The sequence below is a fragment of the Alteromonas sp. G4i35 genome, assembly GCF_054960375.1.
Window position 1 is genome coordinate 178,998 of sequence record NZ_JBHNZD010000004.1, and the last position, 14,037, is coordinate 193,034.

The 14,037-nt window shown below is 44.4% G+C and carries 12 protein-coding genes; 6 read left to right on the top strand and 6 right to left on the bottom strand.

The window, feature by feature from the left end:
- Entirely contained in the window at nucleotides 1–1,050 is a 1,050-nt protein-coding gene (locus ACFI6L_RS03725; protein WP_014975963.1) for a PLP-dependent cysteine synthase family protein, read from the bottom strand.
- A 303-nt stretch (nucleotides 1,051–1,353) separates the two neighbouring features.
- On the opposite strand from ACFI6L_RS03725, the gene ACFI6L_RS03730 reads away from it, so the two are divergent.
- Both ACFI6L_RS03730 and ACFI6L_RS03735 read left to right on the top strand, forming a co-directional pair.
- Nucleotides 1,354–2,568: an endonuclease/exonuclease/phosphatase family protein gene (locus ACFI6L_RS03730; protein WP_462573435.1), complete on the top strand. Its 1,215-nt coding sequence runs from the start codon at nucleotides 1,354–1,356 to the stop codon at nucleotides 2,566–2,568.
- Nucleotides 2,569–2,670: 102 nt separating this feature from the next.
- Complete coding sequence (locus tag ACFI6L_RS03735) at nucleotides 2,671–5,529, top strand: ligand-binding sensor domain-containing diguanylate cyclase (protein ID WP_462573445.1); 2,859 nt, start codon at nucleotides 2,671–2,673, stop codon at nucleotides 5,527–5,529.
- Nucleotides 5,530–5,590: 61 nt separating this feature from the next.
- On the opposite strand, the gene ACFI6L_RS03740 is transcribed toward ACFI6L_RS03735, so the two are convergent.
- Nucleotides 5,591–6,469 (bottom strand): DUF417 family protein, encoded by an 879-nt coding sequence (locus ACFI6L_RS03740; RefSeq protein WP_462573436.1) that lies wholly within the window; start codon nucleotides 6,467–6,469, stop codon nucleotides 5,591–5,593.
- A gap of 246 nt (nucleotides 6,470–6,715) precedes the next feature.
- Here ACFI6L_RS03740 and ACFI6L_RS03745 point away from each other — a divergent pair, with 246 nt between their 5' ends.
- Nucleotides 6,716–7,174 (top strand): hypothetical protein, encoded by a 459-nt coding sequence (locus ACFI6L_RS03745; RefSeq protein WP_239299814.1) that lies wholly within the window; start codon nucleotides 6,716–6,718, stop codon nucleotides 7,172–7,174.
- Between the two features lie 69 nt (nucleotides 7,175–7,243).
- On the opposite strand, the gene ACFI6L_RS03750 is transcribed toward ACFI6L_RS03745, so the two are convergent.
- Together ACFI6L_RS03750 and ACFI6L_RS03755 are read right to left on the bottom strand one after the other, a co-directional pair.
- The gene (locus tag ACFI6L_RS03750) at nucleotides 7,244–7,615 is read right to left on the bottom strand and encodes a hypothetical protein (protein ID WP_014975967.1); all 372 of its coding nucleotides are present in this window, start codon (nucleotides 7,613–7,615) and stop codon (nucleotides 7,244–7,246) included.
- 230 nt (nucleotides 7,616–7,845) lie between these two features.
- The gene (locus ACFI6L_RS03755; protein WP_462573437.1) at nucleotides 7,846–8,757 is read right to left on the bottom strand and encodes a LysR family transcriptional regulator; all 912 of its coding nucleotides are present in this window, start codon (nucleotides 8,755–8,757) and stop codon (nucleotides 7,846–7,848) included.
- Between the two features lie 107 nt (nucleotides 8,758–8,864).
- On the opposite strand from ACFI6L_RS03755, the gene ACFI6L_RS03760 reads away from it, so the two are divergent.
- Together ACFI6L_RS03760 and ACFI6L_RS03765 are read left to right on the top strand one after the other, a co-directional pair.
- Entirely contained in the window at nucleotides 8,865–9,722 is an 858-nt protein-coding gene (locus ACFI6L_RS03760; RefSeq protein ID WP_252119987.1) for an SDR family oxidoreductase, read from the top strand.
- A 143-nt stretch (nucleotides 9,723–9,865) separates the two neighbouring features.
- Nucleotides 9,866–10,303, top strand: a complete 438-nt coding sequence (locus ACFI6L_RS03765) for a DUF2177 family protein (protein WP_014948742.1) — start codon at nucleotides 9,866–9,868, stop codon at nucleotides 10,301–10,303.
- Here the strand turns inward: ACFI6L_RS03765 and ACFI6L_RS03770 are convergent.
- Together ACFI6L_RS03770 and ACFI6L_RS03775 are read right to left on the bottom strand one after the other, a co-directional pair.
- Nucleotides 10,281–11,435: an acyl-CoA desaturase gene (locus ACFI6L_RS03770; protein ID WP_283630304.1), complete on the bottom strand. Its 1,155-nt coding sequence runs from the start codon at nucleotides 11,433–11,435 to the stop codon at nucleotides 10,281–10,283. The genes ACFI6L_RS03765 and ACFI6L_RS03770 overlap by 23 nt on opposite strands.
- Nucleotides 11,432–12,490, bottom strand: coding sequence for a flavin reductase family protein (locus tag ACFI6L_RS03775; RefSeq protein ID WP_231506437.1), 1,059 nt, complete (start codon nucleotides 12,488–12,490; stop codon nucleotides 11,432–11,434). Before ACFI6L_RS03775 ends, ACFI6L_RS03770 begins: the two co-directional genes overlap by 4 nt.
- Before the next feature lie 289 nt (nucleotides 12,491–12,779).
- On the opposite strand from ACFI6L_RS03775, the gene ACFI6L_RS03780 reads away from it, so the two are divergent.
- Complete coding sequence (locus tag ACFI6L_RS03780; protein WP_462573438.1) at nucleotides 12,780–13,865, top strand: alkene reductase; 1,086 nt, start codon at nucleotides 12,780–12,782, stop codon at nucleotides 13,863–13,865.
- Nucleotides 13,866–14,037: the final 172 nt, after the last annotated feature.

Consider the following 14,037-nt stretch of genomic DNA (forward strand, 5'->3'; position numbering starts at 1 on the left):
TTAAGCAGGGGCTCCGATGGCCTCTAGTCTGGTGGTGTATTCAGCGAGTGAGCCAATGGTCTTTTCTACCCAACCAGCATTATAGTAAGTTTCACCATACCGCTCTCCGCTGTCGCACATAAGCGTTACGATCGATCCCACTTCTCCTCGCTGCTTCATTTGTTCAGCAATACTTAATGCGCCCCATAAGTTAGTGCCGGTAGAAGGGCCAGCTTTAATTCCCATGGTGTTGTTTAACCAATGCATGGTTGCAATACTGGCGGCATCGGGAACGGCAATCATGTCATCTATTACGTCATGTTGAAAAGAGGCTTCCACTTTAGGGCGTCCTATCCCTTCTATGCGGCTACCACGGGTAGCAGTAAGTGTATGATCGTTGTTTTTGAAGCTATCAAAAAACACACTGAATTCTGGATCTACCACGACAAGCTGAGAAGAGAGACCTTTGTAGCGAATGTAACGCCCTATGGTGGCTGATGTTCCACCTGTACCTGCACTCATAACCACGGTGTGTGGAATAGGGTGGGGCTCGGCTTTCATTTGCTCAAAGATGCTCTCAGCAATATTGTTATTGCCACGCCAATCTGTAGCGCGCTCTGCGAAAAGGAACTGATCCATAAAGTAGCCATTAAGCTCGTGAGCTACTTTGGTTGCTTCGCTGTGCATTTGCGTAGGGCAATCTACAAAGTGACACTGCCCGCCATATCGCTCAATAAGCGCGATTTTACTTTGGGCGGTAGATTTAGGCATAACCGCAACAAACGGAACGCCAATCATTTTAGCAAAATAAGCTTCAGACACCGCTGTGCTGCCTGACGAGGCTTCAACCACAGTAGTTCCTTCTACAATTTTTCCATTACAAAGGGCGTACAGAAAAAGGGACCGGGCTAGACGGTGCTTTAGGCTGCCTGTTGGATGGGTGCTTTCATCTTTAAGGTAGATATCAATATCTCTAAAAGCGATCTGCTCTAATTTGATTAAGTGCGTATCAGCCGAACGTTGATAATCTGCATTGATAATATTGATCGCTTTTGAAACCCAGCTTTTCATAACTTTCTCTCATTCACCCAAAATGTGAAACGTTAAGCGTAGTTCGCTTGACGCTAGCTGTATAAAACAAAATATAGAATATCAGTTAAGAGCGAGTATTTGATTCTATTATTTTAGTATTAGTGCTTTATAGTAAAAAATATTTCTTTAATGGGTCTCATTTATGAAAATAAATTCCGTTTTTATGTAAGGGCGAGAGCATGACCATCTTGTTGATACAACGGTCTTTAATAAAACAAAAAAGTTCAGATAAGCCGCTAAAGTTGCTATCTTTGCACTTCGCTTTTACTTACAGGTAACAACATGAAAAATAGGGCGCTTCTCTGTGCAATAGCTTTTTTACCCGCATTATTTGTATCTACCCTGGCTAGCTCGCAAGAAGAGCAAATGCTCAAAGTCGCAACGTTTAATGTAAGTATGGAAGCCACTAACTACAAAGCGTTGGGTATGAAGCCAAGCGATCAGGTACTTCAACACGTTCTTTCAACGGGTGAGCATAGCCAAGTTAAAAACATTGCTGAAATTATTCAACGCGTTAACCCCGATATATTAATGTTGAACGAATTTGACTACATTGCAGATAAGCGTAAAGGGGTAGAAGCATTTGTTAAGAACTACCTGAATGTTTCACAAGACGGCCTTGAGCCTGTGGATTACCCGTATACGTATGTGGCCACAGTCAACACAGGGGAGCCCACGAAATTCGACTTAGATAACAATGGCAAAGCAGAAGGTTTTGGTGGCGATGCATATGGTTTTGGGCTTTATCCCGGGCAATATGGCATGGCGCTTTTGTCAAAATACCCTATTGATGTTGATGGTATTCGCACCTTTCAGACGTTTAAATGGCATCACATGCCTCATCCACAGGTTCCTATTATTCCCGATGAGAGCGGAAGTACTGATAAGGGCAAGCCATGGTACGACGTAGAAGAGTGGGCCGCGCTAAGGTTGAGTTCTAAGTCTCACTGGGATGTGCCGGTGAAAGTAGGAGGTAAAACCGTACACATACTTGCTATGCATCCAACACCACCCAATTTCGATGGGAGCGAGGACCGCAACGGCAAGCGCAACTTTGACGAAATTAGGCTTATGGCAGATTACCTTTCTCCGGATAAAGGAGCCTACATCTACGATGATAATGGCGAGAAAGTCAGCCTGTCAGAGAACGCGCGTTTTGTACTCGTTGGTGATTTTAATGCGGCGGATATTGGAGATAAACATCGCGAGGGTGTTATTGAACAGTTGACCGAGCACCCGTTAGTTAATAATGACATCATTCCAACAAGCGCAGGCGGTGCAGGCGCGTCAGGTGCAGAGTTTAGTAACCGCTTTACTGCCTATTGGGGAGCCAGAGCTGACTATGTTTTGCCATCTCGATTTGGCTTCGATGTGAACGATGCTGGCGTTTTCTGGCCTGCAAAAACCAGTGACCTATATCGATTAGTTAAAGACCGTGAAGCCAGCTCAGATCACAGGTTAGTTTGGATTAGCTTGTCGTTGACCGATGATAACTAAAAACCACAATTTTTGTGTTAGTTAATAGATAGAGGTATTATTACACCGTCTATCTAATAACGTACCGAGAAGCCATTGAAGTTTGTGTCTCTCACTTTTGTGATGTGTTTGCTGTGGGTGATACCCATAGATGGCTTTTCGGTAGAGTCTTCTCAGCTCATGCCGCTCAACCGGTATTTCCCTCAATCGTGGGGAACGAAAGACGGGCTTCCTCACAATAGTATTCACGCATTAGCACAAACGTCCAATGGGTATCTATGGGCGGGTACTTGGGAAGGTGTTGCTCGGTTTAATGGTCAGCAGTTCACTGTATTTACCCGCGGCGCGCAAACAGGATTACCAGACTCCGGCATTCGAAGCTTGTATTACAACAAGCCGCGCGACGAGCTACTTGTGGCAGGAAACCGAGGCGGTGTAACGTCGCTTATCGCAGAGCAGTGGCATGCTCAAGCGCCCCTGTCTTCAATGGTTAATCATGCATTCAGAGACAGTAATAACGTGTTGTGGTTTGCGCTGGAAGACACGGGGATTGCAATGAGAACGCCTGACGGCACGCAAAAAGAATACATTGTAAATTCGAGTGCTTACCGCATAATCGAAGACGGATTTGGCGTAATCTGGTTTGCAACAAATCAAGGCTTGTTCAAATACATAAACGATAAATTTCAGCTAGCTGTACCCGACCACAACATACTCTCTGGTCCATCATTTACTCTCGCTCTTGATAGCAAAAAACGTGTTTTAGTTGGCACAGAACACGGTGTTTGGCAGCAAAAAAACGGTACCTTTGCGCTACTTCACAGCTCACTTGCCGACAAATCAATTAGTAGTATTTTGCTTGATCATCAAAATAGCATTTGGGTAGGCACCATCAATCATGGCCTTTATCGTCTAAGTGACTTAGGCCTAGAAAAACTGGATGCGACAGCAGGTCTTCCCAATAACCGCGTTTTTTCACTGCTTGAAGATTTGGAAAAAAATATCTGGATTGGCACTAATGGTGGTTTGTTTAGGCTGCGTCGTGCGCTATTTACCACATTCTCGCAAAGCCAAGGAATGAGTGGAGACTTTTTGCGAACTGTTTTGCAAACGTCTGATGGCAAACTTTTATCAGGTGGAAGTGCTGGATTAGATATATTTTCCAATGATGCGTTTTCCAGCGCATCGCTTACTACGGGTGAAGCTTTTTCTGTACTGAGTTTGGCAGCGGTAACTGAAGAGGTAACGTTAGTTGGCACCTACACAAAAGGTGTGCTGCGATATGAAAACGACCAACTTACTCCGTACCTCAATAGACATTTAGGGTTACCGAGTAATGAAGTAAGGGCCATTCTTTTAGCGAGTGATAACAGTGTTTGGTATGCCACGGCGCAAGGTGTAGTTCAACAAACGCCAGATGGAAAGCTAAGCCATTTCAATGAACAAAATGGGCTACCTGCCCATTTTTCGATGGGCTTGGCAGAAGATCGTGAAGGACGAATCTGGATTGCTACAGGGATAGGGCTCGCCTATATCCAACAGGGTATTGTGCACGTAGTTTCGTTTCCTGAACATTCAGATGCGCAGCACGCGTTCAGTTTTAGCGTTGTTGAAAAGGGAACTTGGATTACAACCGATCGAGGCCTTGCGTATTTTGACAATGCTACTAAGGCACTTAGTGTAATCGAAAAGTCGCAGGGGCTTCCCGTAGATAAACTGTTTTCGATCGGTATAGATCACAACAGCGGTGTATGGCTAAGTTCAAACCAAGGGGTCATTCTCACTTCACTATCAAGTCTTAAGGAGTGTCTGACACATCCAAGTGCATTATTGGAATTTGAGCATTTTAAGGAAGAAAATGGCCTGGCGAGTATTCAAATCAATGGTGGGTCACAGCCATCTCAGTTTGTCGATGTAGACGGAAATGTTTGGCTTCCTACTGCGAAAGGGCTTGCCACAGTAACGCCTGCAAACCTTGCCATGTTGAGTGAATTCCCTATTCCGGTAAGTATAGAGGCGGTACTACTGGACGGTGCTGACCAGCAATTTGATACGGATAAAAGGGAAGTAGACGTAACACCGTTAACCACGCGAGTTGCGTTTCAGTATGCAGGGTTGGGTTTCGCTATGCCTTCGCGTATAGAGTATCAGGCTATGTTAGTAGGATATGACCAAGATTGGGTTAACCGTCATCAATTTAGAATGACTGAATACACTAATTTAGCACCTGGTCGTTATCAGTTTAAAGTACGTGCTCGTTATATTGGTGGTCCCTGGCAAGAGATTACGTCACCATTTTCTATTCGCGTGTTACCCAGTATTTATCAGACATTTGCTTTTAAATTCTCGGTTTTTCTTTTCTTCTGTTTTGTTATCTATGCACTTTATAAAGTACGTTTTCATCACTTGAAAAAATCAGAAATGATTTTAAAACAAAGGGTCGATGAACAAACCAGATCACTAGAATTACAAACCAAGCGGTTCGAGTTCCAAGCAACTCACGATGATCTAACCGGTATTGCAAATAGACGAGCATTCGACCGCTGGCTTGTACAATATTTTGAAGAGGCTAAAGCGAAACAATCTCCTCTATGTCTTGCCGTTATCGATATTGACCATTTCAAACAGGTAAATGATCAGTACTCTCACTTAGTAGGGGATAAAGTCATTACTGAGGTGGCCCGTATATTAAATCGCGAAGTTCCGCATTATGCTAAATGTGCAAGGTGGGGCGGCGAAGAGTTTACTGTGTTGTTACCTGAATATGACTTGGTAAATGCAAGGGTAGCTATGGATCATGTTCGAAAAATCGTGGCAGCACATGATTTCAGTTTTATAGCGCAAACGCTGAAAGTCACAATCAGTATTGGTGTAGCAAGTGCAGATAGCGCGAGAGATCACGACAGAATGTTAACCCATGCCGACCAAGCACTTTACACTGCAAAAGAAAATGGCCGCAACCAAGTGACCATTTTCGAATAAACGATAAGTGGGGTAGTGGTTAATTACTACAACATCTTTAACCTGACTTTGCCGTAAAGCCTTACTGTGGCGATTGGCCCAACTGCGCTTCTTCGCGATCTCGTGAAACTGCCTCGAACAGCGTAAAGTAAGCCACCACAGCAAGATTAGCGACAAACCAAAGGTCTTTAATAACGAACTGACCTAGGCGGTTGACGATAGTCGTGCTGTTAAAGGTATCCGGCACAGTAAACAAAAACGTTTGTGTCATCAGAAAAACCGATAAACAAGCCAGTCCGCTCGCAATGATCACCGGCTTGTTCTTAGAAAAGATGCCCGCACCCAATAGCAATGCAAAGAGGACATCAAACCCACCAATTACATTCGATGCCCCTTGAACGCTAAACACAGCATATAGCCACGACATAAACGGTGATGTTTCAACTAGCCCCACAATTGCATTAGCTTCAAACTCGAAAAACTTCATGCCTCCTATCCATAATAAGACCATGGCTACAGGAGCAAAGTTGAGGTATGTCAGTTGCCTGTGCGAAAATTTTTCGCGATAAAACAAGAATAGGAAAAGCGGTAATACTGCGAAGTACTTGATGATGCCTTGACCGCTGCCAATAATCGGGAAGCCCCCTAAATCGGCCATCCATCTTGTTGGTGATAATAACGTCAGCAATGGAACGGCAGTTACAAAAGCGGCATATATTGTTACTGCTTTTGCTGAAACAAGGCTAAAACGTGCTGCAATGGTCATTAACGGTAGTAACAGCAATGCGATACCTGAAAAAGCACCAAGGGCACTCTCGCTCAACACAGTGTCTAACGAGTAGAAATTAAATGTAGCGATAAGTGCATTGGGGTTTGCACCCAATAAAAATGTTAGGCCAAGAACTGCGAAGCTAAAAGTGAGCAATGCGGTGACCATGTTTTCGGTTTGGTTTAGTGTCATAAAGCGTCCGTAAATACTGCTAGTTTTGCGAAGTGTATGTAGAGACCCGTCGAGGTAGCACTAAAATTTCATAGGTTTGATAATTTATTAGGCATAGCGCAATAAGCAAATAAGGATTTATCGACAAAATAAGAACTTATCTAATAGCGGTTGTCATAAGTAGCAGCGGTCTTAATAAATTAGGTCTTAAGTAATGTGGGGCTTAAATAGTAGTGGTTTAAAAAGTAAAATAAATTGAGAGAAAAAATGAAACAAGCAAGCAGTAGAGCACAGAAGCGTTTTAGGATCTGGTTAATAGCAGGCGTGTGTGCAGCGTTGTCTGCTTGTGGCGCTCAGCCCCCAGAACCTATTGATGAGCCAATCGCGAGTGTTGAAGACGTCGAAAAATTAGAGCAAGTTGTTGATACCTCTTTGCCTTTGGTGCAGCAGGCCTATTCCATTGAGTCTGAAAAAGTGTGCGATAAACACGGTGGTAACTGGAAGAAAGTAGGCCGACAGCAGGCGCATGCTTGTGTGCTACCAGCAAACGATGCCGGTAATGCGTGTAATGACAGCAGCGAGTGCGAAGTGGCTTGTGTTACGAAAAACAATAATATGGAAGCGGGAGAAAAGGCGCGCGGCGTGTGTTTAGAAAGTACGGACTTATTCGGCTGTAGAGCCTATGTGTCTAACGGCGTTGTGGAGCATACCTTGTGTGTTGACTAAGAGGTTGTTTAGCAAACGAACGTTGAATGAAGCGCACGCCATCGGCAATGCGCTTCACAACAACGCGGGTTAATTAACGTTGGGGAACTCGATTTTGTCCAGTTCGCTCGCCGTTTCATTGCACTCACCTAATAGGTGAAGCCTATCTTCGGTTTGGTGTGTATCTATTTCTAGAAAGCCCGTTTGGCAGTAACCGGTCTCATCCAGTTTCTCATCTAGAGATGTATAAAGTTGCTCAGTCATTCTATCGCTGCTATGTGACGAGCCTTCGCGATTTTCCTGTCCTTGGCGACCGCCACGACCACTTCGTTCGCCTCCCTGACCACGGCCGCCTTTACCGCCACCTTTGGCACTGTCACGATGCTGCATTAACGGAATGCTAAAGGCGAAGAGCTTGGTACCGTCTTGCTTGATCTTCGTTTCAAAAAATATTTCATCCATGTCTAAAGGTGGTGGCCTATGAGCGCACGCACTGACAATCAAAGAGGTCGTTATTACTAATAGTGTTTTATTCATTTTATTTAACGCTTATTTGAACCACGTCACTTTGAGATTCAAACGCCTCTTTAGTTGCAGCACCCAGTGTAAGTTTTAAGTAAAGCATTTCGGTATGCAAACTTCATAACGAGCGTATCGTTACAAGCAACACTCATTACGTTATGCATTTTACGTCAAAAAGAAGCGGCATTGCCGAAGCGACAAGTCTCAACCAGATAGTCAATAAGTGCTCGGGTACGGCTTGGCACATGCTTACGAGAAGGATAAACCAAGGTAAACAACAAGGTTTCACTTCCAAGTGAAGGGAAAATTCGTACCAGTTCGTTAGATGCGACTTCTTTTTGCACAGTTGAAGGTAGCAGCGTAGATATTCCCAACCCTGCTTTGACCATTTCTTGAACAAGTTGAGGAGAATTACACAGCTCGTAATGTTTGGGTGTAATGTCGATTGGTGTGTTGTCCAGCATTAGGTAATGCATGATTCGTGAATTTAACTGAGATAGCAAAATCCAGGTATGATTATTAAGTTCTGCAATAGTCTTAGGTTCACCATATTTTTTGAGATAATCAGGGCTAGCATATAAGGCGAATTGTTCTTGATATAAGACCCTACCGACGAGCGAGTCGTCTCGTGGCAAACCAATTCGAATTCCTACATCAATATTCTGAGCGATAAGGTCGAGCTTATCGTCACTGCTCACTATGTGTAAATCTATTTCAGGATAGCGGCGCTTGAACTCAGGCAGCAACGGTAATAAAAACTTGTGTGCAATGTCGTTGGTGACTGTTATTGATACTCTTCCTTTTGGCGCTGTTTGACGCAGCTCTTCATCAATACCATGCAAAATCTCGTGGCACTTTTTCGCATGGGAAAATACAGCATTTCCCTCGTCAGTAAGCATGAGCTGTCGAGTAGTTCTTTGCAGTAATCGCACGTCAAGAGATGCTTCTAAACCTGCCACTTGCTCGCTAACTCTAGATCGACTGGTGCCTAAACGGCGGGCAGCTTCCGCAAAGCTTCCACATTCTACTACGCTGGCAAATATGGCGAGTGCCTTAAGATGTGAATAGTTAATTGTACTCATATTCGTAACAATTCGTTCTGTATGTGTCTACTTATCATAACAGTGTTTCACGCACATAATCACCTCTGTGTTCAACCAGTACTCATTTAATTGATAGAGGATAGATTATGATTGCAGTAACCGGCGCTAACGGACAATTAGGTCAAAAAGTTATTCAAACACTGCTTAATACAGAGAAGGCAAACACAATTGTTGCACTAGTGCGCAACCCTGATAACGCACACGCATTAAAGCAGTTGGGAGTAGTAGTACGGCAGGCCGACTATAATAACCCGGAAACGCTTAAGTCAGCTTTTGAGGGTGTTGAGAAGTTGTTGCTAATATCAGGTACAGAGTTTGGGAAACGCTTTGAGCAGCACAAAGCGGTAATAGATGCAGCTATGGCACAAAACGTTAGCCTCATTGCTTATACCAGTTTGTTGAAAGCAGATACGTCTCCTTTGCTGTTAGCGCAAGAACATAAACAAACCGAGGCTTACTTTAAAAATGTGTCAGCGCCTTTCGTGTTTCTTCGAAATGGGTGGTACACGGAAAATTACACCGATAATGTAGACAGCGTACTGCAGTTGGGAGCGGTGGCAGGCGCTGCAAAGCAGGGAGTTTTGTCTACCGCTAGCCGACAAGATTATGCAGACGCCGCAGTGGCCGTTCTTCTATCATCGCAAAATCAAACAGGCAAAATTTATGAGCTTGCTGGCGACACGGGCTTTACACTAATGGAGTATGCTTCCACCCTATCTGAAATTACCGGCGAAGATATTGGTTTTTTAGACATGGATGAGAGCGCTTATAGAGAAGCACTCATTAAAGCTGGGCTGCCTGAAGGTATGGCAGCAGCATTAGCAGATTCAGAGCATTACGCCGCCTCGGGGTGGCTCCAAGATAACAGCGGCACCTTATCATCACTACTTGGTCGTCCAACTGCAACTCTGCGTGCAACACTTGCTGCGAAAATGAAAAGCTGAGTATTTAAAAGCTAAGTGAATTACCATCCCATGCGCATTACCTTGAATTATCATTCAAGTGATGCGCTTATTGTGCAACACTTGCGTATTCATATTTTAAATCACTTGCATCCGCAATTTGCTTATTTACAGGGATAGGTTCCATGCTTTCCAACATCATTCGCTTTGCGAAAAACATCGTCGTGTCGTTAATTGCAATCTTTGTGTGTTTTGGTGTGCTCGACTTCTTGTGGCTTGGCGTTATTGCGGATGGCTGGTATCAAAGTGAAATGGCTCCTCTGCTTAGAAGTCAATTTATCACGTGGCCTTGGGTGGTTTTTTACCTCATGTATGGATGTGTGGTGTTTGTACTTGCTGTGGTGGCGAACAGAGATAAGTCGTTACTTTATGCAGGGATCGATGGCGCGCTTCTAGGGTTGGCCAGTTATGGCGCCTACAACTTAACGGCGTACAGCATTATTGAAGGTTTTACTTTGTTTATCATGTTGATTGATTGGGCGTGGGGTACGTGCCTAACCAGCGCTAGCGCCATGGCCGGCTGGTTAGGGTTTCAACTGGTTAAGGGAAAGAGTAGCGAATAATGCGCTTTAACACGCTGGCGTATTGTTTTAAAAAGCCGCCAGTGTTGTAGTGCATGCCGTGTTCTTCGAGTACGGCTTTTACCTTGGGCGCCATCTCTCGGTAGCGTCTGGCTGGGATATCTGGAAACAGGTGGTGCTCAATTTGAAAGCTTAAATGCCCGGTAAGCACGTGAAACAGGTTTCCGCCCTTTATGTTCGATGAGCCCAGCGCTTGTCGGTAGTACCATTGCCCTCGGGTTTCATTAACACAATCTTCTTGTTTAAACGTTTCCACGTCGCCAGTGAAATGGCCGCAAAAGATAATAGTAGATGTCCATAAATTGCGTAGCAAATTGGCGATAAGGTTGCCGGTAAATACCCATAAAAATAACGGCCCAGCTAACAAAGGAAATAGAACATAATCTTTTACTAACTGACGTGCACCTTTGCTAAAAAAGCGTTTCTTAAGTTCATTATGGGTAACTTGGTTCTTACGGTTGTCCTTCTTTTTTCCAAAAAAGACCCGCTCAGCGGCCATTTCGTGATACGACACACCCCACTGAAATAAAACACTAAGTACGATGTAAGTCGCAAACTGCCATAGGTTTTTAACACGCCATCTAAAATCGTTAGACAGGCGAAGCAAGCCGTAGCCAAAGTCTCTGTCTTTTCCAATAATATTGGTATACGTGTGATGCTCATAATTGTGAACGCGATTCCAGCTCGCACCATCGCAGGCAATATCCCACTCATAGCCTTTCGAATTAATGTGTTTGTCGTTCATCCAATCGTACTGGCCGTGCATCACGTTGTGGCCTATTTCCATATTATCGAGAATTTTTGCTGTAGCTAAACTCAATACGCCGGCAACCCAGAGCAGCGGTTGAATGAACCCCAACATTAAAAGTATCCGTCCGCTCCACTCGCAAATTCGCTGAACAAGAATAATACGTCGGATATAGGCCGCATCTTCAGCACCCACTTTTCGTTTAATGTCAGCTTTAATTTCATCAAGCTGAGCGGCAAGTAACTCGTAGTTCGGTTTCTCTTTAGTGCTCGTTGACCGAATAGCTTTGGTTTCACTTATCGGAGAATGCGCCTGTTCGATGGCTTCTTCACGGTGTTGGTTGTCTATTGCAACGCTGGTGTTCATAGTTGAATCTCCAAATCAGTAACGGCTTGTGATACACACAGCTGAATAAGTTGCTCTGCGCTATCTGAAAGCTCACCCGTGCGGGTATCTCTCACTACGCCCCGTTTCTTAACACATTGGCATTGATGACAAATTCCCATGCCACAGCCATAAGTCACAGGTTGTTCTGCTTGCTGAAGTTGTATAAGTAGGGTTTGCTGATTGTCGATAGCCAAAGATTGGCCATTGTGTACCAGGGAAAAGGTTTCGATTTCGGTAAGGCTGGTGTTGCTCACCACAGGAAGCGCAGCGAAGTGCTCGCTCGAAACAGGCACGTTGATCGCTTTTGCATAACTTTCAACTTGCTCGAACATGGCATGTGGACCACACACTAACCAGTGTGCATTGGCAAAGTTACACAAATGCGCTTCTACGTCTCCGTCTTTTTGCTTGCTCAAAATATCATAGGTGAAGTGCTCACAGCGCTGACTGAACGCTGATAATTCATTGAGTAATACATGCTCGTCTGGCTTAGCAAAATAAAGTAAGTGTACCGGTGTATGGTTTAGCTGCGCGTTGTTGACGGCATCGTCAAGCATGGCAATGAAAGGAGTTATACCCGAGCCGCCCGCTATCATAAGTAGGGGCTTTTCAACCTTCGGCCAGATAAATTCCCCCATAGGGGCTGAGATATTTACCCATTGATTAGGCACACAAGAGTGAAGATAAGGTGTTAATGCGCCCTGAGCTTTAACCTTGGTTACAAGACGAATCTGCTTTTCTTTTTGTCGGGTGTTAGCACCACTCGCTATGGTAAACACGCGAGTGGTGAGCCTGCCATTAATTTCTATGGTTATTGCGATATGTTGCCCTGCAACATGCGTTGGCCAAGACCTCTCTGGTATAAGTAACACCTCGAGCATATCCGTGCTCAGTTTTTTTACGGTCACGACCCTAGCTCTGAAATACCCATCGCGCCACGCGGGTCTAACTTGCTGCATCAGCACTTCCCAGTAGCCCTTCCAAGAGGCATGGTGAAAAATGCGATCAGTGAATTTATCTAGTAATAGTCTCAATGTAGAAATCACACCTGTATTTCGTCGGAATATCTTAAATACAAAAAGGATGAAAATATTTTAGCTTACACTTGTACGCTAACTCAGCGCACAAGTGTAAGCTTAATTTTTTCTGCGTCAAGAGGAGATGCATGAAATTTGGGATAACGTCGTCGAAATACACCGGTACTTTTGTGAAAAATGCAAAAGTGCTTTGCTAAAAGTACGGGTTCTAAGCCAGCTATAGGGCCTTATATTTACCGTTATCTAAACGTGTAAATTGCAAGAATAAAGTTTAAAGGACTGTATTATGAAATTATTTGAAACCCTATCGCTGTCTGGAAAAACGCTGAACAATCGGGTTGTTATGCCGCCAATGACCCGCTCCCGCTCAACGCAGCCGGGAGATGTGCCCAACACCCTTATGGCTGAATATTACGCTCAGCGCACAAGTGCAGGGATTATTGTGAGTGAAGGCACACAAATTTCGGCACTCGGTAAGGGTTATGCGTGGACGCCGGGTATTTATACCAAGGCGCAAATCGATGGCTGGAAGTTGGTAACAGATAAAGTCCATGAAGCGGGTGGTGTGATGTTTGCGCAACTTTGGCACGTGGGCCGCGTATCCCATCCTTCAAATACAGAGGGGCAGCAGCCAATTAGCGCATCGGCGATTCAAGCAAAAGGCGTAAAAGTATTTGTTGATGAAGGCGGCAACCCTGGCTTTGTTGAGTCGGTCATGCCCCGAGAAATGAGCATTGAAGATATAAAAGCCGTGGTGGAAGAGTATCGCGTTGCGGCGCGCAATGCCGTAGATGCCGGATTTGATGGCATTGAGTTGCATTCGGCTAATGGTTACTTGCTTAACCAGTTTATTGATTCTCAAAGTAATACAAGAACTGATGAATACGGCGGAAGTGTACAGAACCGTATTCGATTCTTGAAAGAAGTGGTGCAGGCTGTGTCTGAGGAAATTGGCGCTGATAAAGTAGGTGTACGTTTGGCGCCCCTAACAACATTAAACGGGACGGTCGACGACAATCCCGAAGAGACCTATCTTGCTATTGCTTCCATGCTTAATAGATTCAAGATTGGCTATATGCATATTGCTGAAGCCGACTGGGATGATGCGCCGCAAATGCCAATATCATTCAAGATGGCTATTCGTGAAGCCTATAGCGGTCTGCTTATTTATGCCGGAAAGTACGACACAGAGCGTGCCGAAAAAGCTTTAACTGAAGGATGGGCAGATATGATTGGTTTTGGTCGACCTTTCGTGGCGAACCCAGATTTAACCTACAGACTGGCGAATAATGTACCGCTGAATGAGCACAACCCCGATACGTTATTTGGTGGTGGTGAGAAGGGCTACACAGATTATTCTTTTGCTAAATAGCCGGAAATTCCAGCGGGTGTGTAAAAAACACTTTGCTCAGGAAAAAGGGGCAATCCATTAAAAATGAGCATGGCTCTTTTTTACCAGAACGAACAGCACTTAAAACATGTTGTTTGTTCTAAATCTTACTTTCGTCAGTCAGCAGTTAGACTCATTACGTAACAGTTATACG